The organism is Synechococcus sp. N32 (assembly GCF_900473895.1).
GTDB lineage: Bacteria > Cyanobacteriota > Cyanobacteriia > PCC-6307 > Cyanobiaceae > Parasynechococcus.
This window is the reverse complement of the sequence record NZ_UCND01000003.1, coordinates 127,041-151,540: the sequence shown is the minus strand read 5'-3', so window position 1 is coordinate 151,540 and position 24,500 is coordinate 127,041. Positions and strand designations below refer to the sequence as shown.

The 24,500-nt window shown below is 57.1% G+C and carries 14 protein-coding genes and 1 tRNA gene; 5 read left to right on the top strand and 10 right to left on the bottom strand.

The features are described 5' to 3' along the window. Positions 1-17: 17 nt before the first annotated feature. The 5 genes from fusA to DXY35_RS01090 form a co-directional block, all read right to left on the bottom strand. On the bottom strand, positions 18-2,093 hold the full coding sequence (gene fusA, locus DXY35_RS01110; RefSeq protein ID WP_114987193.1) for an elongation factor G: 2,076 nt from the start codon (positions 2,091-2,093) through the stop codon (positions 18-20). Between the two features lie 89 nt (positions 2,094-2,182). Beyond that, positions 2,183-2,653 (bottom strand): 30S ribosomal protein S7, encoded by a 471-nt coding sequence (gene rpsG / locus DXY35_RS01105; protein ID WP_006849937.1) that lies wholly within the window; start codon positions 2,651-2,653, stop codon positions 2,183-2,185. A gap of 41 nt (positions 2,654-2,694) precedes the next feature. Further along, a complete protein-coding gene (gene rpsL / locus DXY35_RS01100) occupies positions 2,695-3,069 on the bottom strand; it encodes a 30S ribosomal protein S12 (protein ID WP_006850614.1) in 375 nt (124 codons plus the stop codon). Positions 3,070-3,141: 72 nt separating this feature from the next. After that, complete coding sequence (locus tag DXY35_RS01095; protein WP_115080433.1) at positions 3,142-3,468, bottom strand: iron-sulfur cluster assembly accessory protein; 327 nt, start codon at positions 3,466-3,468, stop codon at positions 3,142-3,144. Between the two features lie 34 nt (positions 3,469-3,502). Then, positions 3,503-5,188 (bottom strand): phosphodiester glycosidase family protein, encoded by a 1,686-nt coding sequence (locus DXY35_RS01090; RefSeq protein ID WP_115080431.1) that lies wholly within the window; start codon positions 5,186-5,188, stop codon positions 3,503-3,505. A 102-nt stretch (positions 5,189-5,290) separates the two neighbouring features. On the opposite strand from DXY35_RS01090, the gene gltB reads away from it, so the two are divergent. Together gltB and DXY35_RS01080 are read left to right on the top strand one after the other, a co-directional pair. Beyond that, positions 5,291-9,892 carry a glutamate synthase large subunit gene (gltB, locus tag DXY35_RS01085; RefSeq protein WP_115080429.1) on the top strand — a complete coding sequence of 1,534 codons (4,602 nt, stop codon included), beginning with the start codon at positions 5,291-5,293 and terminating at the stop codon, positions 9,890-9,892. 15 nt (positions 9,893-9,907) lie between these two features. Further along, positions 9,908-10,234: a YciI family protein gene (locus tag DXY35_RS01080; RefSeq protein WP_115080428.1), complete on the top strand. Its 327-nt coding sequence runs from the start codon at positions 9,908-9,910 to the stop codon at positions 10,232-10,234. Between the two features lie 15 nt (positions 10,235-10,249). Here DXY35_RS01080 and DXY35_RS01075 read toward each other — a convergent pair whose 3' ends face one another. The 3 genes from DXY35_RS01075 to lipA form a co-directional block, all read right to left on the bottom strand. Beyond that, a complete protein-coding gene (locus DXY35_RS01075; RefSeq protein ID WP_115080426.1) occupies positions 10,250-11,059 on the bottom strand; it encodes a sulfotransferase in 810 nt (269 codons plus the stop codon). Beyond that, positions 11,028-15,053, bottom strand: coding sequence for a glycosyltransferase (locus DXY35_RS01070; RefSeq protein WP_115080424.1), 4,026 nt, complete (start codon positions 15,051-15,053; stop codon positions 11,028-11,030). The genes DXY35_RS01075 and DXY35_RS01070 overlap by 32 nt, the downstream gene beginning before the upstream one ends. Positions 15,054-15,181: 128 nt before the next feature. Then, positions 15,182-16,051 carry a lipoyl synthase gene (lipA, locus tag DXY35_RS01065; RefSeq protein ID WP_115080422.1) on the bottom strand — a complete coding sequence of 290 codons (870 nt, stop codon included), beginning with the start codon at positions 16,049-16,051 and terminating at the stop codon, positions 15,182-15,184. Positions 16,052-16,137: 86 nt separating this feature from the next. Between lipA and DXY35_RS01060 the strand changes: the two genes are divergently transcribed. Continuing rightward, a tRNA-Pro gene (locus tag DXY35_RS01060) sits at positions 16,138-16,211 on the top strand. Positions 16,212-16,278: 67 nt separating this feature from the next. Here DXY35_RS01060 and cobJ read toward each other — a convergent pair. Together cobJ and DXY35_RS01050 are read right to left on the bottom strand one after the other, a co-directional pair. Further along, on the bottom strand, positions 16,279-18,018 hold the full coding sequence (gene cobJ, locus DXY35_RS01055; RefSeq protein ID WP_115080420.1) for a precorrin-3B C(17)-methyltransferase: 1,740 nt from the start codon (positions 18,016-18,018) through the stop codon (positions 16,279-16,281). Positions 18,019-18,087: 69 nt separating this feature from the next. After that, on the bottom strand, positions 18,088-19,431 hold the full coding sequence (locus tag DXY35_RS01050) for a hypothetical protein (protein ID WP_115080418.1): 1,344 nt from the start codon (positions 19,429-19,431) through the stop codon (positions 18,088-18,090). 403 nt (positions 19,432-19,834) lie between these two features. Here DXY35_RS01050 and psaA point away from each other — a divergent pair, with 403 nt between their 5' ends. Continuing rightward, positions 19,835-22,138 carry a photosystem I core protein PsaA gene (psaA, locus tag DXY35_RS01045; protein WP_115010450.1) on the top strand — a complete coding sequence of 768 codons (2,304 nt, stop codon included), beginning with the start codon at positions 19,835-19,837 and terminating at the stop codon, positions 22,136-22,138. 22 nt (positions 22,139-22,160) lie between these two features. Continuing rightward, positions 22,161-24,374 carry a photosystem I core protein PsaB gene (gene psaB / locus DXY35_RS01040; RefSeq protein ID WP_114987216.1) on the top strand — a complete coding sequence of 738 codons (2,214 nt, stop codon included), beginning with the start codon at positions 22,161-22,163 and terminating at the stop codon, positions 24,372-24,374. Positions 24,375-24,500 lie beyond the last annotated feature (126 nt).

Here is a 24,500-nt window from a genome sequence, read left to right as displayed (position 1 = left end):
TTGGAGGAGTTTAGAGATCAGGAATTGCCCTGATTCTTGGAAATGATGGCCTCGGCCACATTGCGAGGAACTTCGGCGTAATTGTCGAATTCCATCGAGAAAATGCCCCGGCCCTGGGTCATGGAGCGGAGCTCGGTGGCGTAACCGAACATCTCGGCAAGGGGCACCTTGGCCGAGATTTTGGACGTGCCGTCTTCGACGGACTGGCCCTCAACCTGACCTCGACGGGAGGACAGGTCGCCGATGATCGAACCGAGGAAATCCTCGGGAGCTTCGACCTCAACCTTCATCATCGGCTCAAGCAGCACAGGGTTGCACTTCTTGACGCCGTCCTTGAAGGCCATGGATCCGGCGATCTTGAACGCCATCTCCGAGGAGTCGACGTCGTGATAGGAGCCATGCACCAGGGTGCATTTCACATCGATGAGGGGGTATCCGGCGATCACACCGGATTCGCAGGTCTCCTTCATGCCCTGCTCGGCGGGCTTGATGTATTCCTTCGGAACGACACCGCCCACGATCTTGTTGACGAATTCGAAGCCGGAGCCGGGCTCGCCCGGTTCCATCTCGATCACAACGTGGCCGTACTGGCCCTTACCACCGGTCTGACGGGAGAACTTGCCCTCGCCACCTGCGGAACCACGGATGGTTTCGCGGTAGGACACCTGAGGTGCGCCGATGTTGGCTTCCACCTTGAACTCACGCAGCATGCGGTCCACCAGGATTTCCAGGTGGAGTTCGCCCATGCCGGCGATCACGGTCTGGCCGGTCTCGGAGTCGGTGTTGACGCGGAAGGTGGGGTCCTCTTCAGCCAGAGCAACCAGGGCCTTGGAGAGCTTCTCCATGTCGCCCTTAGTCTTCGGCTCAACAGCCACGGAGATCACCGGTTCAGGGATGAACAGGGTCTCGAGAACGATCGGATCGTCCTGGGTGCAGAGGGTGTCACCCGTGGTGGTGTTCTTCAGTCCGAGCACCGCACCGAGGTCGCCGGCACGCAGTGCGTCGACTTCCTCACGGTCGTCAGCCTTGAGCACCACGAGGCGGGAGATGCGCTCCTTCTCGCCTTTGGTGGAGTTGAGCACGTAGCTGCCCTTCTCGAGGATGCCGGAATACATCCGAACGAAGGTGAGCTTGCCGTAGGGATCGGCCATCACCTTGAAGGCGAGGGCGCTGAAGGGGGCGTTGTCGTCGGACGGACGCACCGCTTCGCTGCCGTCGGGGAGCACACCCTGGATGGGGGGAACGTCGACGGGGGCAGGCAGGTAGTCGATCACAGCGTCGAGCACCAGCTGCACACCTTTGTTCTTGAAGGCGGAGCCGCAGAGCATGGGCACCAGGCCGTGCTTGAGCACGCCCTCACGGATGCCTTTCTTGAGCTCGTCAACGCTGAGTTCGCCGGTTTCGAGGAACTTCTCGATCAGCGCCTCATCGGTCTCGGCGACGGTCTCCATCAAGGTGTTCCGCCATTCGGCCACCTCATCGGCCATGTCGGCCGGCACCTCGGCTTCTTCGATGTCAGTGCCGAGATCGTTCTTATAGATGTAGGCCTTGTTGGCAACGAGATCGATGATGCCGCTCAGCTCACCTTCAGCACCGATCGGAAGCTGGATCGGTACAGCGTTGGCCTTGAGGCGATCCTTGATCTGGCCGTGAACCTTGAGGAAGTCCGCACCGGTGCGGTCCATCTTGTTCACGAACACCATCCGGGGAACCGAATAGCGATCGGCCTGACGCCAGACGGTTTCCGATTGGGGCTGAACGCCACCAACGGCGCAGAAGACGGCGATCACACCATCCAGCACACGCATGGAGCGCTCCACCTCAATGGTGAAGTCCACGTGGCCAGGCGTGTCGATGATGTTGATCCGATGGTCCTGCCAGGACGTCGAAATGGCAGCTGCGGTGATCGTGATGCCACGCTCCCGTTCCTGGGCCATCCAGTCGGTCACGGCGGCGCCGTCATGCACCTCGCCGATTTTGTGAACCACACCGGAATAGAACAGGATCCGTTCTGTCGTGGTGGTTTTGCCGGCATCGATGTGAGCAGCGATACCAATATTTCTGACGCGTTCCAGGGGGAAGTCGCGGGCCACAGGAAATTCTCCGGGGGTGGGGCGTGAAAAGGCGGGGTGACTCTACAGGCCAGCCATGAACATCTGTGTTGATGGCTGGCCTGTGAGGCTCAGTAGCGGTAGTGGGCGAAAGCCTTGTTGGCTTCGGCCATCTTGTGGGTTTCTTCGCGCTTGCGAACGGCGTTGCCAGCCTCGTTGGCGGCATCCATCAGTTCGCCAGCCAACTTCTGGGCCATGCTCCGGCCGTTGCGGGCACGGGAGAAGCTCACCAGCCAGCGAAGAGCCATGGCGGTGCCGCGCTCCTGGCGCACTTCCATGGGCACCTGATAGGTGGCACCACCGACGCGGCGGGCGCGCACTTCCACCAGGGGGGTGGCGTTCTTGACAGCTGTTTCGAACAGCTCGAGCGGATCTCCACCGGTGCGCTCGTTGATCAGGCCGAACGCGTCGGACAGGATCCGTTGCGCTGTCGACTTCTTGCCGTGCTGCATCAAGCGCACCACCATCATCGTGGCGAGGCGGCTGTTGAACTGCGGGTCGGGAAGAATCGGGCGCTTCTCAGCGGCGTTGCGGCGTGACATTAGGGATCAGAACTTGATGAGGATGGGGAAGAAACCGGTGATCACTCCTTCGGAGCCTTGGCGCCGTACTTGGAGCGGGACTGACGCCGGTCTTTCACGCCAGCGGTATCCAGGGTTCCGCGGATGATGTGGTAGCGGACGCCAGGGAGGTCTTTGACACGACCGCCGCGGATCAACACCACCGAGTGCTCCTGCAGGTTGTGACCGACACCGCCGATGTATGCCGTGACCTCAAAGCCGGAGGTCAGGCGCACACGAGCCACCTTGCGCAGCGCCGAATTCGGCTTTTTGGGCGTTGAGGTGTAAACGCGGGTGCAAACACCGCGACGCTCAGGGCAGGACTTCAAAGCCGGGGACTTGGTCTTGGCCTTGAGGCGTGAGCGCTCAGTGCGGATCAGCTGTTGGATGGTTGGCATCGATGGTCGGTGAGCGGTCGGACTCCCGACCTGATTCGACAATCGACCACGATACCGGGTGACGGTCCCCCCTCAAAGGCGGCTGAAGGCACTGCCGCAGGCACAGGGTTCAACCCCATCGCTGTTGCGGATCAGAAAACCACCACCACTGAGGTCGCCGCGGTAGTCCAGGCAAAGGCCTTCAAGCAATTTGAGCTGTTTTGCAGGGGCGTGCAGGGTCACGCCATCGGCCCTTGCGATCGCAACGCCAGCCAGATGTCCTGCCCGGATGCGCAGCACATGTTGTGCGCACTCGCCGGGCGTGAGATCGAGATGCATCTGCCCCGGTGTTCCCGCAACGGCCGCCTGTCGCCCAAGCTCGGCAGCAGCAGCAGCGGTCAGCCGCAAATTGGCAGCCATGCTCAGTTCTTCGGGGCCCCCACTGTCGCAGGTCTCAGAGGGGGATGAGCCCCAGGCCGTTGTGGACTCTCGGGGTGCTGCTTCGGCCATTCATCACGGTGCGTCCGGCCACCACGAGGGTGGTGGAGCTGCCGCCATCCATGTTCAAGGCATCGCGCAGCCCCAGTTGCTGGGCTGCCAGGGCTGTTTCTACAAGGGTGGGATCACTGCCGGCGGCGCCACGCATGGTCATCAGCCACTGACCGCTCGGCCCCTGGGCCACCACCGTTCTTGGTGCCGCCAAGCTCATGAAGCCAGGGCTGAATCCCTCCTGGCGTCCATTCAGCACCACGTTGCCGTTCTGCATCAGCAGTGGACCGCCGCCCAGAACATTGGGTTGTTGCGCCAGGGAGGAGAGGGATCTGGATGTCACTCGGATCCGATCCCCAGGCCGTGCTGGCAGCGGCGTGCGTCCCCGGGCCACCACCAATTCAGCGTCTTTGGGGATGGCGATGCCGCGTTGCAGGCTGTTCTTGTCGACCGTTGCTTCGACGCGGCCGCCGCGAATCAACAGTGCTTCCTCCTCGCCGCTCAGGGCCCGGTAGCGGGGCCCCCATGCAGGTGTGTAGAGGCTCAGCCCCTTATGGACGTAGCCGCTGTTGAGTGCCATGAGGCTCCAACGGCGACCGTTGTTCACCTGCAGCGTCTGATTCAGACGCAGCCGGCCGAACTGCAGATCTCCTGAGGATCCCCAAGCGATCACACCGCGGTTCAGGATCGGACCGGACAGCCAGACCCCCTGATGCCGCACGGCCCCCAAGGGGAGTTGGTTGATCCGGTTGAAAAAGCCTCCGTTCACTGCGACCAGTGCCCCGGCGGGTTGGGAGAGCTGAGGCAGAAAACGCAGACCCTGTTGCTGCTCGGCTTTGACCAGAGGCTGAAGGGTGATGCCGAGACGGCTAAGCCGCCCGCCGGCACGGAACACCTGAATCGGTTTCACCCCCACCTTGATGGTGCGTTGCTCCAGGACGAAGCCCCGCCTCAGCCATTCGGCCACAGCTGGGTTGTGGAGGGGGAGACGTGCGCTCTGGACCGGGCGGCGACCACCGGTCTGAACACCATCCAGCACCAGCCGCCAAGGGGATGCCAGGCTCAGGCTCCTCAGCTTGATGGCTTGTCCCTTCAGCACAAGGCCGCCGTGGCGATGCAGCTGTGGCGAGAGCCCCCATGCCTTGAGTTGACGTTGCTGGGTCCGCGACAGCTTGAGCTCCAGCAACAGGTCGCCGTTCAAGCGCTGCACCAGGGCGGGGCCGTTCAGGTCCAGCACCAACCGATCGGCGGTTGAACCCTTGCCGCGGCGCAGGTTGTTCACCGTTGGTAGGGGCAGCCGAAGCTCCAAGGTGTTTCCCCTCACTTGGGCGCTGACGCCAGTGGCGGCCAGCCAGTCGCTCACTTCGAGGCCGACTTCATCACCGAGTGAACGGGTCGCCAATGCGGTCAATGCGACCGTTCGACCAAACCATTCCAGTGCCTCTCCATCGAGGCGAGACACCCGCCGGAAACCCAGACGGGATTCCAAAACCTCCAAGGGCAGCCAAAGTTCTTCCGGTTCTGCGTCGCTACCCCTCCAGAGCCAAACCGCTTTGCTGCGCTCTCTACCGATCAGCACCTCCTCACCGCTCTGGTTCGGCACAGGGCGAAGCTCAGGCGGTGGCGCGGGAAGTGGGGCAAAGGCCAGCATGAAATGCCTTGGCGGAGAGGCGCCTGCCTAGGATCGTCCCTCGAGATGGATTCTGCAGAGCTCGAAGCTGCAGGCCCATGCGATCGTCCGGTTGAGTTCCCTATGTCTGACGCCATCCGTTCCGCTGTCTGGCCTTACTGCGACAGCCCTGCACCCGAGGTTGTTGCGGGCGAGAAGGATGCGTGTGGCGTTGGTTTCCTGGCCCAGCTTCAGGGGAAGGCCAGCCACTGGGTGCTGGAGCAGGCCCTGCGTGGTCTGGGATGCATGGAGCACCGTGGCGGTTGCGGGGGAGATGGCGACTCCGGAGACGGCGCGGGGGTGTTGTGTGAGATTCCCTGGTCGTATTTGAAAGCCGTCTGGCCCGAGGCGGCTGCAGCACGGGGCCTCGGCATGATGTTCATGCCGACCGATGCCAGCCGTCGTGCTGAGGTACGGGGCCTGTGTGATGAAGAGGCCAAAGCCCTTGGTATGCAGCCTCTGGGGTGGCGAACTGTGCCCGTCGACCCTGCGGTTCTTGGGCCTTTGGCTCGTGCCACAGCCCCCGTGATCGAGCAGTGGGTGCTGAATGGTGATGCCGACGACGCAACGTTTGATGGCCAGCTGCTGCGCTTGCGGCGCCGCATCGGTGCCCGTGTGCGGGCCGCTCTGGGTGCTGAGGTGGCCCAGGACGTTTATGTCGCCTCCCTGAGCAGCCGGACGGTTGTCTACAAGGGGATGGTGCGATCTGAGGTGTTGGCGCAGTTCTACGCCGACCTGCAGGACCCAAGATTTGAGGTGAGCTTTGCGGTGTATCACCGCCGTTTCAGCACCAACACCCTGCCGCGCTGGCCCCTGGCGCAGCCGATGCGGCTTCTGGGGCACAACGGCGAGATCAACACTCTGTTGGGCAATCTCAACTGGGCTAAGGCTTCAGAAGCCAGCCTTGAGAACGTCTGGGGTGAGGCGGCTGATGACCTGATTCCGGTGGTGAACCCTGCCTTCAGTGATTCCGCCAACCTGGATGCCACTTTGGAATTGATGGTGCGCAGTGGGCGGTCGATTACCGACAGCCTTATCACACTGGTGCCCGAAGCGTTTCGCAATCAGCCCGATCTCGACAGCCGTCCCGATGTGACGGCGATGTACGAATTCAATGCGGGCATTCAGGAACCCTGGGACGGCCCGGCCCTGTTGGTGTTCGCCGACGGCAAGCGAGTGGGTGCAACGCTCGATCGCAACGGGCTGCGTCCGGCGCGTTGGTGCACCACCGCTGACGGCTTCGTGATCATGGGATCGGAGACCGGCGTGGTGGATCTCAGCGGCAAGACGATTGTTCGGAAAGGTCGTCTTGGTCCTGGTCAGATGGTGGCCGTCGATCTTGAACGTGGCGAGTTGCTCGACAACTGGTCGGTGAAGGAAGACGCGGCGCAGCGCTTCCCCTACGCCGATTGGCTGCAGAAGCATCGCCGCGGCGTGGCCCCCCAGCCCTGGACCCAGGACCGGCAGGTGGGTGAACTCGATCTGCTGCGGTTGCAGACCGCGATGGGGTTCACCGCCGAAGACTTCGATCTGATCATCGAGGACATGGCTGCCCTCGGCAAAGAGCCGACCTACTGCATGGGCGATGACATCCCCCTGGCGGTGCTCTCCGACAAGCCCCACCTGCTTTACGACTACCTCAAGCAGCGTTTCGCCCAGGTCACCAACCCTCCAATCGATCCCCTGCGGGAAAAGCTGGTGATGAGTCTGGAGATGCACCTTGGTGAGCGCCGGCCCGCCCTGAAGCCCCAGCCGGAAGCTGCCTCCGTCATCCATCTGGAGACGCCCGTTTTGAACGAGGCGGAACTGGCGGCCATCAGTGAGCAGGGTTTGCCCGTCAAGACGGTCTCCACCCAGGTGGCTGTGGAGTCGTGTGCGGGAGGCCTGCAACAGGCCATCGCGGCGCTGTGCAGCGTTGCGGAACAGGCGGTGCGTGACGGAGCCCAAGTGCTGGTGCTGTCCGACCGGGTCGATGGCACGGGGGCGGCTGCCCCGCTGACCCCCACCACGGTGGCGATGCCTGCCTTGCTGGCCGTGGGTGCTGTTCATCACCATCTGCTGCGCCAGAAGCTGCGGCTGCAGTGCTCTCTGGTGGTGGATACGGCCCAGTGCTGGAGCACCCATCACATGGCCTGCCTGATCGGTTACGGCGCCAGTGCCGTCTGCCCCTGGCTCACCTGGGAGACCACCCGCCACTGGCTGGATCACCCCAAAACCAAGAAGCGGATCGAACAGGGCAAGTTGCCCGCCCTGGATGCCAATCAAGCCCAGGCCAACGTTCGTGAGTCGCTGGAGAACGGCCTGCGCAAGATCCTCTCCAAGATCGGAATTTCACTGCTGGCCAGCTATCACGGCGCTCAGATCTTTGAAGCGATCGGCCTGGGAGCGGATGTGGTGGAGACCGCCTTCACCGGAACGACCAGCCGTGTTGCCGGAATGACGCTGGCCGAGCTGGCGAACGAAACGCTTTCGATGCACGCCAAGGCTTTCCCTGAGCTCAACCGCAGCAAGCTCGAATTCATGGGCTTCGTTCAGTACCGCAGTGGTGCTGAATACCACCGCAACAATCCCGAGCTGTCGAAGGCGCTGCACAAGGCGGTGGCTCAGGGCCCTGGTTACGACCACTTCTCCACTTACCAGGCCTTGTTGGAGAACCGACCGGTGATGGCCCTGCGGGACCTGCTGGAGTTCAAGTTGGCTCCCACCCCAGTGCCCCTGGATCAAGTGGAGAGCGTTGAGAGCATCTGCACCCGCTTCTGCACGGGCGGGATGAGCCTGGGCGCTTTGTCCCGCGAAGCCCATGAAGTGTTGGCCGTGGCGATGAATCGCATCGGCGGCAAGAGCAACAGCGGTGAAGGCGGCGAAGATCCTGCCCGCTTCCAGATCCTCAAGGATGTGGATGGCGAGGGCCGTTCCGCTTCCTTCCCCAGCATCGGTGGTTTGCGCAATGGGGACACCGCCTGCTCGGCAATCAAGCAGGTGGCTTCAGGTCGTTTCGGTGTGACGGCGGAATACCTGCGCAGCGGCAAGCAGTTGGAGATCAAGGTGGCCCAGGGCGCCAAGCCCGGTGAAGGCGGTCAGCTGCCAGGGCCCAAGGTCGACAAGTACATCGCCTGGTTGCGCAACAGCAAGCCAGGTGTGGCCTTGATTTCACCGCCGCCACACCACGACATCTATTCGATTGAAGACCTGGCGCAGTTGATCCATGACCTGCATCAGGTGCATCCCGCTGCTCCCGTGAGCGTGAAGCTGGTGGCTGAGATCGGGATTGGCACCATCGCTGCGGGTGTGGCCAAGGCCAACGCCGATGTGATCCAGATCTCCGGTCACGACGGTGGCACCGGTGCCTCTCCCCTGAGTTCGATCAAGCACGCCGGCAGCCCCTGGGAACTGGGCCTCACCGAGGTGCATCGTTCCCTGGTGGAGAACGGTTTGCGCGATCGGGTTCTGCTGCGCGCCGATGGAGGCCTTAAAACAGGCTGGGATGTTGTGATCGCTGCCCTGCTGGGGGCCGAGGAATACGGCTTCGGCTCGATCGCGATGATCGCCGAGGGCTGCGTCATGGCTCGCGTCTGTCACACCAACAACTGCCCTGTGGGAGTGGCCACGCAGAAGGAGAACCTGCGCAAGCGTTTCACCGGCATTCCTGAGCATGTCGTCAATTTCTTCTGGTACGTCGCCGAGGAAGTGCGTCAGCTGATGAGCCTGCTCGGCGTCAGCCGTCTCGAGGAGCTGATCGGTCGCACCGATCTGCTCCAGGCCCGCTCGGTTGATCTGGCCAAGACCAAGGGTGTGGATCTCTCCAGCCTGCTGGCCCCGATCAGCGGCGCCGAAGATCGCTCTTGGCTTCGCCACAGCGACGAGGCCCACGGCAACGGACCGATCCTTGAGGATCAGCTCCTCGCCGACCCTGAACTGATGGCTGCCCTGGAGAACCACGGTTCCATCAGCCGCAGCATCGAGATCATCAACACCGATCGCAGTGTTTGTGCCCGTCTGGCCGGTGAAATCGCCCAGCGCCATGGCAACCGCGGCTTCAAGGGACAGCTCGATCTCACCTTCCGGGGTGCGGCAGGCCAGAGCTTCGGCGCCTTCCTGGTGCAGGGCATGCAGGTTCGTTTGGAAGGCGAAGCCAACGACTATGTGGGCAAGGGCATGAACAGTGGTTGCATCACCCTGGTGCCATCAGATGGTTGTGCTTCTCCAGGTGACCAGGTGATCCTCGGCAACACCTGCCTCTACGGGGCCACCGGCGGTGAGTTGTTTGCCCATGGCCGGGCTGGTGAGCGCTTCGGTGTTCGCAACAGCGGCGCCCGCACGGTTGTGGAGGGAGCTGGTGACCACTGCTGTGAGTACATGACCGGTGGCGTCGTCGTTGTTCTCGGCAGCACCGGCCGCAATGTCGGCGCTGGTATGACCGGTGGAGTGACCTTCCTGCTGGATGATGAGGGGCGTGTCGCTCCTCGGGTGAACCCGGAGATTGTGGAGGTCTGCACCATCACTACCCATGAGCAGGAGTCGCTGCTGAAGGGTCTGCTGGAACGGCATGTGGCGCTCACGGGAAGCGAGAAGGCTGCTGCTCTACTGGCCGATTGGTCTGCGGCGAAGGGTCGCTTCAAGGTGTTGGTCCCCCCCAGTGAGCGGGAGGCGATGGGATTGGCCGACAAGCAGGCTGTGGCGGCTTAGCGCCGTCCCCCGCCCGTGGCCTGGTTCGTCAAGACCGAAACCTTCACGGCTGTCGCCGCCGCCCTCTCCGTTGAGCAGCGGCGACCCACCCTGGAGGCTCACCGCCGTTGGGTTTTAGATGAAGCTGCAGCAGGAGTCCGCCGTCTACGCAGCGGTTACCTTGTGGATGGCGACCGGCGTCCGGGCGGTGGGGGGTTGTTGATCTTTGAGGCGTCGTCCTATGCCGATGCTTTGGCGTGGGTGCAGAACGATCCGATGATCATCGCCGGCCTTGTGGACTGGCAGGTGCATGAATGGATTATCGTCACCAACGATGATAAACAATTAAATAACTTTCCTTAAATGTTGAGCCGTTAATCATAAATTAAAGTCGTAAAACATCAGCTCGAATTCTGCGAGATCGGCCTTTATCTGTTCTCGCTTTGATTTTGGCAGTTGCATGAGACCTAGTCCCGCTTTATGGTTAAGCGAGGTACCTTTAGTGTGAGAAGTTCTAGAATCATTAAAGACGAAGTATTCCATTTTGGGAGTTAAACGAACTGCCTCGAACATCCTTTTGATGGTTTTTTTGGAGTCGAAGCATAGATCTTCTAACCTTATCAACTCGCATTCGGGACTGTTTAGGGCATACAAATACCCTTGATAAACTGATCTCAGATACCTTTTTTTAGCTGGCAAATATTTTTCATACCACTCGTTAAATTGATTATAATTAAAGCGCGAACGCTTGAAGTCAGATGCAACTATTGAGCGTAAATCTTTCGTAACTGCTATGACAGGTATGTTGATCTTTTCGTGTATTGTGTTTAATTTGGATATATAGCGTGGTGTTTTATCGAAACGGATATAAGCTTCTGCAATTCCGTGTATGGATGAGCTTTTGTAAAGATCATCGTAGAAGCCATCGAGCGTATCTCGCAAACATGCATCCTTAAATTGTTGGGCCGTGATACCCCATCCACTTAATATATTTTTCGAGAATGGTTCAAAGTTTTCAAAATCTTTGTGGTTATCACACAGTAAAACCCCGCACTCCCAACCTGAATCACAACCTTTATGTTGACGAAAAATATCGGATACTACTGTTGTGCCAGAATGTTCGAGCCCACATATCATGAAATCAATAGTCATTGTCTTACCGCTTTGAAGTGAGATATTGTACTGCATTCAATATCGCATTGGTAAGTTGATCTGCTGACCCAGGCTCAACTTTTATGCCATTTGAATTGTCTTCTAGGATTGGTTCAGCTAGAGCACCAATATCACTAGCAATTACAAATAATCCAGCAGAAAGTGCTTCCCGCGTCACGAGACCAAAACTTTCAGGCCATATCGATGGAGCCAATAACATATCTTGGGAACTGTAGAATTTAGCCATATTTTCCATGTCTATTTTGGCAATGAAGTTAACAATATAATCGCCCCACTTTGATTGATAGTTATCAGCGGTGCTAGCCAAACTGTGATCAACAACAGTGAATTCGATATCAAGACCAGATGGCAAAAGTTCGGCAGCCGTCACAAGGATGTAATAGCCTTTGTGTGCAGCCATTCCGCCAATAAAGCATATGTTAATTTTATGAAGATGCTTTATTTCACCTCGAGTGTTCTTCAGTTCAGCATTTGCTGGCAGTACCATGTTAGCTGCTTTGTTCGGAGTTACTTTTATATTTTTGACTCCAATGTCTTCGTAGAGCGAAGCAAAAATTTTAGATACAATATTGACGGATTTAGAGCGATTTAAAATATTCATTAATTCGGATCTTCGGGAAATAGCATTTGTAATTTCACGATCTCCTGCAATTTCAGAATTTAAATGAGCTAAGGGATCAATATGATCAAAATTATTGCCATCATCATTGACGAGAAATTGAAAGGGGCTTATCCACCACGCGTCATGTACCGTAATTTCATATGGAATACATTGTTTAATGGCTGGAGTCAAAACTGATGCAGTTAAAATTTGACAACAATGGCAATAGATAATATCGAACTTTTCTTCTTTGTACCACCTCTCACAAAAATCTTGCACTTCTTGTGAAAAATGATTAGACCATTCGTTTGGGGGTAGAGACAGCCTTATTATTTTTGCATTATGCCAATAATAGGTATCGAAGGGAATAGAATCATTGAAACTTGGTTCATTGGATTGATACTCTGTCCAATCATTGTGATCTTTGTCGCAGCATAGTATTGTTACATCTGCTTCAGGATTTTTACTCATAAAATCGAGCACTTGGTCTTGTGCAACGCGTGTTGCTCCACCTATGCTTTGAGGGGCAAAATATACATTTATGAACAAGACTTTTCTTTTTTTCTTTTGTTCTTGTCTTTCTATTTGCTTCATCCAAAAATCAATCGCAACGGAGTGATTAAAGTATTCTTGGCAGTATTGATAGGCATTTTGGGATAAAGTAGACCTAAAATCTTCATTTATGAGTAACTTTGAGATTTGTTTTTCCCATTCTGATCTTCCGCTTGCCGTCAGAATATTTTCTTCAGCTGTTGCATATGCCATATATGCCTTGGAAGGAGAGCAAATTGTGGCAAGGTCACACAGTGATGCCTCCATCCACTTAATTGCACTCTTGCAATCTGTGGTCTTATGGCTTTCTAAAGGAACCAAGAGAATGGAGCATTTACGAACGTGGTATATATAAGTTTTGTAGTCACAATATTGAACTTGAATTATTCTTTCCTTGAATTTAGACAAGATTGGTGGTATTTCTATGGTTCCAATTGTAGTAAGTGAAGTGTCAGGATATCGCTCTAATATGCTCGCTAAGGCTGGAGCAAGTTCTTCATTCCAAATTCCTTTGTGAGCTAATGTTCCAGATGTAATAAGTAGTGATCGTGGATTTTTAGCGACCTTGAGTGATCGGAATGAAGGTATTAAATTGGAAATTGTTTCTAGAGCTGGCGGGGGAAGGTTGGGTAAAATCTCGATATTTTTATTTGGGCCAAATTCTTGGGATGCTGCATCTTTTAATGTCTTTGTTGAGGTGATTATAGTTTCACATTTGCCCAAGAAAAATGATGACTTAATAGCCTGATTTTTTAATGATCTATGCAGTTTGAGGGATATCGTTCCTCCATAAGTTGAAAGAGGAGCTGGGAAGTCCCCAGTAAAGTCAAGATCGTCAATATCAGCGAAAATCTTTTTTCCAATTTGTTTTGCAAAGTTAATGGCACAAAGTGTTTTATAGTTTGCTTCGCATCTGCAGAATATTATTGCATCAGCCCAATCAAATGCATTCGTGAATCTCCAATCATTGAGATTTAGGTAGTTGCAGTATTTTGTTTGAATGCCTATCGATTCGAGCTGCGTTAGTTTTTGCGAAACTCTGTACTCCCAGACTTGGCCTAGGTTTTCATTACCGACCAATAAAAAGCGCTCATTTCTTTTTGTTTTACTAGGACTGCTATCACAATTATTTTCGGGTACAGCTAGAGACCAATAAAGTTCATTAAAAGCGTCAATTAAATTTAGGATTTTCTCTTGATATGCACTTGTGTGAATTTCGTTGATTAAATGTTCGACTGATAGCGAAAGAATATTATCTATCTGAGATTGCCATTTAGTGCAAGCTAGATGAATCGCGAATCGCATATCTCTTGTCTTTGCGTTAAGTGAGAAATATTTAGTGATCTGACTGATTATGAATTCCCTTTGGTCATATATGGTTAACGGATTCTCCAGGCTTAGTTTTAATATGCTAAGGAGCCTGAACTGGATTGATGATTGCCCTGTGACTGCAAAATTGATGTTTTCTGTTTCCTTGAGTACTCGTCGAAATCTGCCGTTGTTGAACTCGGCTTCTATAAGGTTGTGGTTGTTTGTTTGAGTTATTGCCCCTTCGTCTAGAGCATGTGTAATGGCTAAGCTCAGACTGTTGTCTTTAAATATTACTTTATTGTAATTGAATATAGCTTCTAAAGCGAGTATTTCTTCGCATGATTTTTTGTTAATACTATTTAAAAAATAGAAATCTGCCGCATGGTAAGCGAGTAAGCAAAAATAACTTTCCCACAACCTTGCCTCGACTTGGCTCGGAGCGGCATGCATTAACTGTTTGATATCCGAGACAATTTTTGGGATATTAGTTTCGTTCGCGGATCTGCTATCGATAGGTTTGTGAATAGGTGATTCCTCGAGATGTATTTTTTTTTGTACTTCATTCAGTTCAGCAAGGAGTACAGCAAAAAGCCCAATTCGTCTACAAGATGCATCGTGACTTGAAGAAAGTGGATATCGATCAGATTTTTGAATATTCAAGCACTCTTCAAGAAGCTTTGATTCTGGTTTTCCTAATAAACAATTGATTCCACTTAGTTCTGTTGCGATGTGGGTGTATTTAAGAATATGTGACTTAGGATTGTCTCGCCTCAAAAGGTTTAGTGCACTATCTGTTTTATTAGAGCCAGCATAGCTTTTAAACAATATTTCTTCTAGGTTTGATTGAGCTTTTGACCTCTTACTGCATTTAACCAGGAGTGCTTCGCCGTTGGGGCGTGAGGCGATGAGCGATAATTGAGTATTATCAGCCTCGCCCAAGCTGCACTGTAGGCAGTAATCGCTAATATTTAAATAAAACGAAAAACCACATTCTTTGGAAATTCCCCTTTCGCTTGCTACGTCTTCTCTGGGGATGTTTGATAATCCCTCACCAATTAGCTTTTCGCCAATAAAGGCTTTTACTGATACGGCTGAGTCGTTTTTATATTCCTCTGATTGCAAATCAGACCATCCAGATATCAACCCATCCTGATTCAAGGTATCGATATGAATCTTTCCTGATAAGTATTTGACAGATGCTATCCCTGACTTTTCTCTAAGGGCTAAGGCGCTGGCTATAGAAAATGAGTGGGTTCCTTTTAGGTCATTTTTACTTAGCTTGCACTTCGCGGATATTATTAATTCTTGATTCTTATCCGTTTGTTCGGGAAGCTCTATTTTGCCGCAGTCGAATTGAATTCCGCAGTTCGGTATTAATTTTAGTTGTTGTTGGACGTCGGCGCGATAATGATCTGCTACGCATTCGCCCACGAGATGCCCGTTGGCGTAAATTTCAATTTGTCGTGATGAGCCATCTTTGTAGGGACGTGCCCACCCGCGTAAAATGCCTAGTTCAGTTATTTCATCAAGACAACCAATTGGCATTGTTCGAATTTTGGTTTAATAATCTTCTGTCATTTAATTGGTGAGAGGAATGTGCAGTTCCTTTGGAATTCCTCGCTTTTAAAGTAGATTAATTTTGTTGAAGCATATTTTACAGTATTGATCTTAACTCATCGTGGATGACTTCTCATGAGTCGTTGCACCTCGCCAGCGTGGTAACTGCTGCGGGTGAGAGGCGTGCTGACCACCTGAAGGAAGCCCAGCTCCTCTTCGCCGATTTTTCTGAACATATCAAACTGAGCGGGTGTCACAAAGCGGTCGACGGCCAGGTGCTTTGGGCCAGGTGAGAGGTATTGCCCGATGGTGACGATATCGACCTTGTGTTTGCGTAGATCCCGGAGCGTCTCGATCACCTCCTCATCGGTTTCCCCGAGTCCCACCATCAGGCCCGACTTGCTGTAGGCCTTGGGCCATTGCTCCCGCACTCGTTGCAACAGCTCGAGGGAGCGTTCATAGATGCCCTGGGGCCGCGCCAGGCGGTACATCCGCGGCACCGTTTCAATGTTGTGGTTCAGCACGTGGGGGGCGGCGGCCATCACCGTTGCCAGGGCATCCCAGTTGCCGCAGAAGTCGGGAATCAGCAGCTCGATCGTGGTGAGCGGTGAGCGTTGCTTCACCTGTTCGATGCAGGCCACGAACTGGGACGCTCCACCATCGACGAGATCGTCGCGGTTCACCGAGGTGATCACCACGTGCTTCAGGCCCAGACGGGCCACTGCCTCCCCAAGCCGTTGCGGCTCGGTGGGATCGAGCTCCCGCACGCTCTTGTCGAAGTCGATGTCGCAGTAGGGGCAGGCGCGGGTGCAGCCGGGCCCCATGATCAAAAACGTGGCGGTGCCGCCTGCAAAGCATTCGCCGATGTTGGGGCAGCTGGCCTCCTGGCAGACCGTGTTCAGGTTCAAGTCCAGCAGCAGGTCGGCCACGGCGCCGATTCGCTGGCGCTGCGGAGCCTTAACGCGCAACCACTCCGGCTTGAGCACGGCGAAGCATCTTCAATCCATGACCCTAGTCGCTGCTGAGATCCGCCTGGATTTGGCTTCACTGCGATCTTTTAGGATTGCGGTGCCGGGATGTGGCGCAGTTTGGTAGCGCACTTCGTTCGGGACGAAGGGGCCGCAGGTTCGAATCCTGTCATCCCGATTCTTGGTTTGCATGGCACTGCCTGGACTTGAGGGAGGCCTGAGCTAGGCCAAAAAAGACCTGGCGCTCATTGGAGACTCGCCCCGGGGTAGCCCCGCGGCGTCACCATCCAGCCATCCTCTGCACGGCTGCTGCTGTTCCCGATCAGAACCAGCGTGAGCATGTCCACGGATTCCGGCTCCAAGCGCTCAAGAGAGGTGAGCTCACGGGATTCCTCTGCGCGGCCCAGCTGCCGCGCCAGCGTCACCGGGGTTGTGGGGGGGCGGTGTTTCAGCAGGATTTCCTTGGCGTGTCCCAGCTGCCAGTCCCGGCCCTTGGAGCGTGGGTTGTACAGAGCGAGCACAAAATCTCCAGCGGCGGCGGCCTCCAGTCGCTTTTCGATCACGGCCCATGGCGTGAGGCGATCGCTGAGGCTCACGCAGCAGAAGTCATGCATCAGTGGCGCTCCGGCCCGGGCGGCGGCCAGCTGGAAGGCTGAAATGCCGGGATGCACCGCGAAGCTGGGCCGCTCCTGCTCGGGTTGCTGAAGCAGCAGCTCCAGGGCCAATCCCGCCATGCCGTAGATCCCGCTGTCGCCGGAGGAGATCAGAGCAACCTTGGCCCCTTGTTGGGCCAAGCGCAGCGCTTCTGCACAGCGGTCCCATTCCCGGGTGAGCTGGCCATCGAATCGGATCTGATCCGGCCGGCGCAGGGGCTCCAGAAGATCGAGGTAGAGGCTGTAACCAACCCAGGTGCAGCAACGGGAAAGGGCTGCTTTGGCGTCTCCGCTGAGCAGGCACAGATCCCCTGGGCCGCTCCCCACCAGATGCAGTTCGCCCCTCTCTGGTGCGTGGGGGATGGCGGCTTCGGCAATGGCCACGGTCACGGCACCCTGCTCCCCTGTCCCCGAACGGCAGATTCGCTTGGGCTGGATCAGATGGCCTTGTTCGCCCGCAGCCAGCAAGGCCGCTGCTTCAGCCACAGACGCAGTCCCCATTTCCTGGCGCACCACTTCGGAGGGATTGGGCACGTCGATGGATGCAAGGGCGTGCTCCGCAAAGGTTCGGAACGGCCATGCCCTGGTGCGGCTTAGCTCTTGCAGGGCCGGTTCATCGGCTTTCCTCGCTGCGCTGGCGATGCCGGCGATCGCCTCTTCCGCCAGTCCTGCTGTTGCCAAGGCCTCGGCAATGGCCTTCTCCACCAGCGAAACACTGGTATTGCGCTCACAGCCGATGCCGATCCAGAGCGTTGCTGGATGCCACTGGCAATCACCCTGACGGCGCGCTCCGATCACGAGATCAGCGGCGTCTGGCACACCCTTGGGCTCGATGTTGTGCAGCAGGGGATGGCCTTCAGGGCCTCGCCAGGCGGTGGATCCACTGCTCTGGTGAACGCTGATGCTGGATCCCTGGGATTGCCGCACCATCAGATCGCGCCAATCGGCCACCGATCCGCTGCGTTTCCAGCCCCAGCTCTCGCCAAAAGCATCCAGGGGGAGACGTCCTTCATGGGCACAGGCGCCCGTGATCACCGCCTGCCCGCCGAGATCCATGGCGATTTCCCGGGCGCGTTGTTCGGCGCCTGCGGAATGGCCTCCCAACAGCGGAATAATGAATTCTCCTTTCGGATCAAGCACCAGAACGGCTGGATCCTTCTCCTTGCCTTGGATCCGAGCTGCAATCAGGCGCGTCACTGCTCCCACGGCGCCCACGAACAACACGACGTTCTCTGCCGTCCAGTTCCCATCCAGGGCGGTGCTGATGTCTTGATCGGCTGGCTTGATCCGGTCGATGTGGCCGTGCAGCAGCAAACGCTCCAACAGCGGCATGGCGCTGGGGCTCAGTCCGAGGCCCAGAGCGGGAGCGGCAGATGTGGGGTTCAGGGCAGGAAATCCGGATCAGGGCTTGTGCAAGCGCCCATCGCTGTTGAGCAACTCACGGGCTGATCCTCCCAGGCTGCTGCTTGGCTTCAGCTTGGGTTCCTCGTCGGCTGGCTGCTGAGGCTCCGCTGGCTCCTTCGGGTCGGGAGTGGGAGGAGTGGGCCGAGCAGCCTCTGATTTGGATGGCTGTTCAGCAGGTACCTGCTCAGCAAGCGGCTGTTCAACAAGGGGTGGCTCAGGATCCTGCTCTTCGTTTTCCTCTGGTGCCGCGGGCTGGGGGGTGGCTTCGGGCTTGGTTTCAACCTCGTCCTTGTCGACGGCCTCGGCTTTGAGCTCAGCCTGAGGAAGGTCTCGGGGCTGTTCTGTCTTCTCCTGTTGTTTCTCCTCAGTCTTTTGAGGAGGCTCTGGCGAGGATTCGACCACCTCCAGAACGTCAGGCTCAGGGGAGCCGCTCAGGCGCGCGAGCTGGCTTTCGGTGAGGCGTGGGCGCATCCAGCCCGGCTTGGCACCGGATGCGGCTTTCAGATGAATCAGCTGGTTGTTGAAGACCGGTGTAATTGGCTCGCCCAGCCCATTCAGCAGTTCCATCTGAATGTCGTGGCTGCCTGAGCCGTTCGATCCTTTGAGCCAAAGGGCTTCCTGGTGATCAACCAAAAAGCTGTCCCCATCAATGCTGATGCGGAGTCGCCAGCGTCCATCGCCCTCCCGCAGGTTTTGCAGCGGAGCATTCCAGATCAGCCAATCCACCAACAGGGGTTGCAGGCCCTGCTCTCCGGCCGGTGAGACAGGGACCAGCCAGGGGGCATCACGTTCGGGTTGTGTGCCCTGCAGTTTTTGCCAGAGGTGCATGCGTCCCTGGACTGAGGCTCCCGGTGCTTGAACGGCTTCTCCCCAGGGGTAAGCGGCCCATGCGCTGAACCGGTGACTGCCCGCCTCCAGGTCATCGATGCGGACCTTCAGGCGGTTTCCATCGCTTTTGCTCAGTCGTAGGGGAGCGCGGTTGTCGATTTGGAGCACCACATGGGGCCCCAGGCCCAATTCGGGGTCGCTGCTGAGGGGCCAGTCGTCGATTTCGAAACGCAGCTCAAGGGCGTCAGAAGAAACGATGCTGTCGTTGCTTGGATCGATCAGCCGCAGGGAGGGGCGGTGCTGTTGCAGCTTCTGGCGCAGCTGTTGCACTGCCCCTGGAGGAGCCACTTCCTGGAGCTTCCCGCTGGGGGCTGAACTCGGCAGCGGTTTGGCAGCGGACCTTGCATCGCGATTGAAGAATCCAGGGCGCGCATGAACAGGTAAGCCGGCACCAAGAAGCAGCACTGCTGCAAGCAGAACAGCCCATATCGACTTCAGGCCAGGGCGACGCATCGGGCATGAACAGATCCGATCATTCTGAACAATCCGCCCTTCACTGTCAGAGTTTTAGTTATTTAGGAAGGAAATATGCGTGAAATTGTATTGCTTACTGCCTGAGATCTTTGTTGTTTCGCTGATTCTCAGCCTTCTGCAGACGCCTGTCGCTGACTGGCTCGCCACGGGATTGAACCTTTGTAACTCAGGGCCCTTTAACCCCCTTCTCCGCCCCTATGCTTCCGCCAGCGGTCCCCTCTTTGGGGCCCCAGCTTCAGTGCAGGCAAGGGGTTTCGACCCCTTGCCGTACTGACGCCCGAACACCGATTCCTTGCGAATCCTTGTTCGGGGCCCCGATTGGCTTCGGCCCTTCGGAGGGGTGGCCCACCACCTCGAAACCCGTCCCTCGAGGAACGACTCGATGACCATCAGCCCACCTGAGCGTGGGAGTGACGCGAAAAGCCAGGTCGAGAAGGTTGACAATCCAGCAACCTTCGAGCTGTTCGGCAAGCCCGGACACTTCGACCGAGCTCTCGCGAAAGGTCCCAAAACCACCACCTGGGTTTGGAACCTTCACGCCAACGCTCACGACTTCGACGCTCACACGAGCGACCTTCAAGAGGTCTCTCGGCGGATCTTCTCCGCCCATTTCGGCCACCTGGCCGTCATCTTCATCTGGCTCAGCGGTGCCTTCTTCCATGGCGCCCGCTTCTCCAACTATTCTGGTTGGCTTGCTGACCCCACCCATGTGAAGCCAAGCGCCCAGCAGGTCTGGGCCGTCTTCGGCCAAGAAGTCCTCAACGGCGACATGGGTGCCGGTTTCCAAGGCATCCAAATCACTTCAGGCCTCTTCCAGATGTGGCGGGCCTGGGGCATCACCAGCGAAACCCAGCTCATGGCTCTGGCCATCGGTGCCCTGGTGATGGCCGGCCTCATGCTCAACGCCGGTGTTTTCCACTACCACAAGGCTGCGCCGAAGCTGGAGTGGTTCCAGAACGTTGAGTCGATGCTGAACCACCACCTGGCAGGTCTGCTGGGTCTCGGTTCACTGTCCTGGGCCGGACACGTCATCCACGTGTCTGCCCCTGTCACCAAGTTGATGGACGCCATCGACGCCGGCCAACCGCTGGTGCTGAATGGCAAGACCATCGCTTCGGCTGCAGACATTCCGCTGCCCCACGAGTTCTTCAATCAGGACCTGCTGGCGCAGCTGTATCCCGGCTTCAGTGCTGGTGTCGGTGCTTTCTTCTCCGGCAACTGGGCTGCCTACAGCGATTTCCTCACCTTCAAGGGTGGTTTGAATCCTGTAACGGGAAGTCTCTGGATGACCGACATCGCCCATCACCATGTGGCGATTGCCGTGATGTTCATCGTTGCCGGTCACATGTACCGGACCAACTGGGGCATCGGTCACTCAATCAAGGAGATCCACGAAGGCCAGAAGGGTGATCCCCTGCTGTTCCCTGCCACCAACGGTCACGACGGTCTTTACGACTTCATGACCAATTCCTGGCATGCCCAGCTGGCGGTCAACCTCGCCATCGGCGGTTCCGTGAGCATCATCGTTGCTCAGCACATGTACGCGATGCCTCCGTATCCGTACCAAGCGATCGATTACCCCACCCAGATCGGGCTCTTCACCCATCACATCTGGATCGGCGGCTTCCTGATCGTTGGTGCCGGAGCTCACGCCGCCATCGCCATGGTTCGCGATTACGACCCCGCCAAGCACATCGACAACGTGCTGGATCGGGTGCTCAAGGCTCGCGACGCCATCATCAGTCACCTCAACTGGGTCTGCATCTGGCTCGGAGCCCACAGCTTCGGCCTGTACATCCACAACGACACCATGCGTGCCCTGGGTCGTCCCCAGGACATGTTCAGCGATTCGGCGATCTCCATTCAGCCGATCTTTGCTCAGTGGATTCAGAACGTGCACGCCGCAGCTGCCGGCAGCACGGCTCCCAACGCCCTCGCGGGTGTGAGTGAAGTGTTCAACGGTTCCGTTGTCGCCGTCGGCGGCAAGGTTGCCGCTGCTCCCATGCCGCTCGGCACCGCCGACTTCATGGTTCACCACATCCACGCCTTCACGATTCACGTGACGGTGCTGATCCTGCTGAAGGGTGTCCTGTACGCCCGTAGCTCCCGCCTCATCCCTGATAAGGCCAACCTGGGCTTCCGCTTCTCCTGCGACGGTCCTGGTCGTGGTGGCACCTGCCAGGTCTCCGCTTGGGACCACGTGTTCCTGGGCCTGTTCTGGATGTACAACTCCCTGTCTGTTGTGATCTTCCACTTCTCCTGGAAGATGCAGAGCGACATCTGGGGAACGGTGAATGCCGACGGTTCCGTCGCGCACATCACCAACGGCAACTTTGCCCAAAGCGCCATCACCATCAATGGCTGGCTGCGTGACTTCCTGTGGGCTCAGGCCGTTCAGGTGATCAACAGCTATGGCTCGAACACAGCCGCCTACGGAATCATGTTCCTCGGCGCCCACTTCGTGTTCGCCTTCAGCCTGATGTTCCTCTTCAGTGGCCGCGGCTACTGGCAGGAACTGATCGAGTCCATTGTCTGGGCTCACAACAAGCTGAAGGTGGCTCCCGCCATCCAGCCCCGTGCTCTTTCCATCATCCAAGGCCGTGCCGTGGGTGTTGCCCATTACCTCTTGGGCGGAATTGCGACCACGTGGGCCTTCTTCCACGCCCACATTCTTGTGGTCGGCTGACCTCACCTGACCTCTCCCTCTAATGGCAACGAAATTCCCTTCGTTCAGCCAGGGTCTGGCCCAGGACCCGACAACCCGCCGTATTTGGTACGGGATCGCCACGGCTCACGACTTCGAGAGCCATGACGGAATGACGGAGGAGCGCCTCTACCAGAAGCTCTTCTCCACCCATTTCGGTCACCTCGCGATCATCGGCCTGTGGGTTTCGGGAAACCTGTTCCACATCGCCTGGCAGGGCAACTTCGAGCAGTGGGTCGCCGACCCCCTGCACGTGCGCCCCATCGCTCACGCAATCTGGGATCCCCACTTCGGTCAAGGCGCCATTGACGCCTTCACCCAAGCGGGTGCTTCCTCCCCGGTGAACATCGCCTACTCAGGCCTTTATCACTGGTTCTACACAATCGGCATGAAGACGAATGCCGAGCTGTATCAGGGTTCCATCTTCATGATGATCCTGTCGGCTTGGGCCCTCTTCGCCGGCTGGTTGCACCTGCAGCCCAAGTTCCGTCCTTCTCTGGCCTGGTTCAAAAACGCTGAATCGCGTCTGAACCACCACCTCGCTGTCCTCTTCGGCTTCAGCTCCATCGCCTGGACCGGTCACCTGGTTCACGTTGCGATCCCCGAAGCCCGCGGTCAGCACGTTGGTTGGGACAACTTCCTCAACGTTCTGCCTCACCCCGCCGGTCTTGGACCCTTCTTCACCGGCAACTGGGGTGTTTACGCCGAAAACCCCGATTCTCTGAATCAGGTCTTCGGTAGTTCCGAAGGTGCCGGCACCGCCATCCTCACCTTCCTCGGTGGTTTCCACCCTCAGACAGAAGCCCTCTGGCTGACGGACATCGCCCACCACCACCTGGCCATCGGTTGCCTCTTCGTGATCGCCGGCCACATGTACCGGACCAACTTCGGTATCGGTCACTCCATCAAGGAGATCCTCGAAACCCACAACCCCCCGAAGGGCACCCCTGGTGACCTCGGCGCTGGTCACAAGGGTCTCTACGACACCATCAACAACAGCCTGCACTTCCAGCTTGGTCTGGCTCTCGCCTCCCTTGGCGTGGTCACCAGCCTCGTGGCGCAGCACATGTACTCGATGCCGTCGTACGCCTTCATCGCGAAGGACTACACGACTCAGGCAGCCCTTTACACCCACCACCAGTACATCGCCATCGCGCTGATGTGTGGTGCCTTCGCCCACGGTGCGATCTTCTTCATCCGTGACTACGACCCCGAAGCCAACAAGGACAACGTCCTGGCCCGGATGCTCGAGCACAAGGAAGCGATCATCAGTCACCTGAGCTGGGTCTCCCTGTTCCTCGGTTTCCACACCCTCGGCCTCTACGTCCACAACGATGTGGTCGTTGCCTTCGGTACCCCCGAGAAGCAGATCCTGGTTGAGCCCGTGTTCGCCCAGTTCGTTCAGGCCGCCTCTGGTAAGGCCATGTACGGAATGGACGTGCTGCTCTCCAACGCCTCCAGCTCCGCCAGCCTTGCTGCCCAGAACATTCCTGGTGAGCACTACTGGCTGGACGCGATCAATGGCAACACCGATGTGTTCCTGCCCATCGGCCCTGGTGACTTCCTGGTTCACCACGCCATTGCTCTGGGTCTGCACACCACCACCCTGATCCTTGTGAAGGGTGCCCTGGATGCCCGCGGTTCCAAGCTGATGCCCGACAAGAAGGACTTCGGCTACTCCTTCCCCTGCGACGGCCCCGGCCGTGGCGGCACCTGCGACATCTCTGCCTGGGACGCCTTCTACCTGGCTGTCTTCTGGGCTCTGAACACCGTGGGTTGGCTCACCTTCTACTGGCACTGGAAGCACCTGGCCATCTGGTCCGGCAACGTGGCCCAGTTCAACGAATCCAGCACCTACCTGATGGGCTGGTTCCGCGACTACCTGTGGCTCAACTCCTCCCAGTTGATCAACGGCTACAACCCGTTCGGCAGCAACAACCTCGCCGTCTGGGCTTGGATGTTCCTCTTCGGACACCTGGTTTGGGCCACCGGCTTCATGTTCCTGATCTCCTGGCGGGGTTACTGGCAGGAACTGATCGAGACCATCGTCTGGGCTCACCAGCGCAGCCCCATCGCCAACATGATGGGTTACCGCGACAAGCCTGTGGCACTGTCCATCGTTCAGGCCCGTGTCGTCGGCTTGGCTCACTTCACGGTTGGCTATGTCCTGACGTACGCCGCCTTCCTGATTGCCTCGACTTCAGGGAAATTCGGTTGATTCCTTCCTGAATTAACCCGCGACGAGTCGTTCCTCGTTTCAAACGTCCCCATCCGGTTCGCCGGGTGGGGATTTTTGTTGTCTGTGCTTCGCAGTGGTTCTGTTGGACCGCGTTGTTGTTCTCGT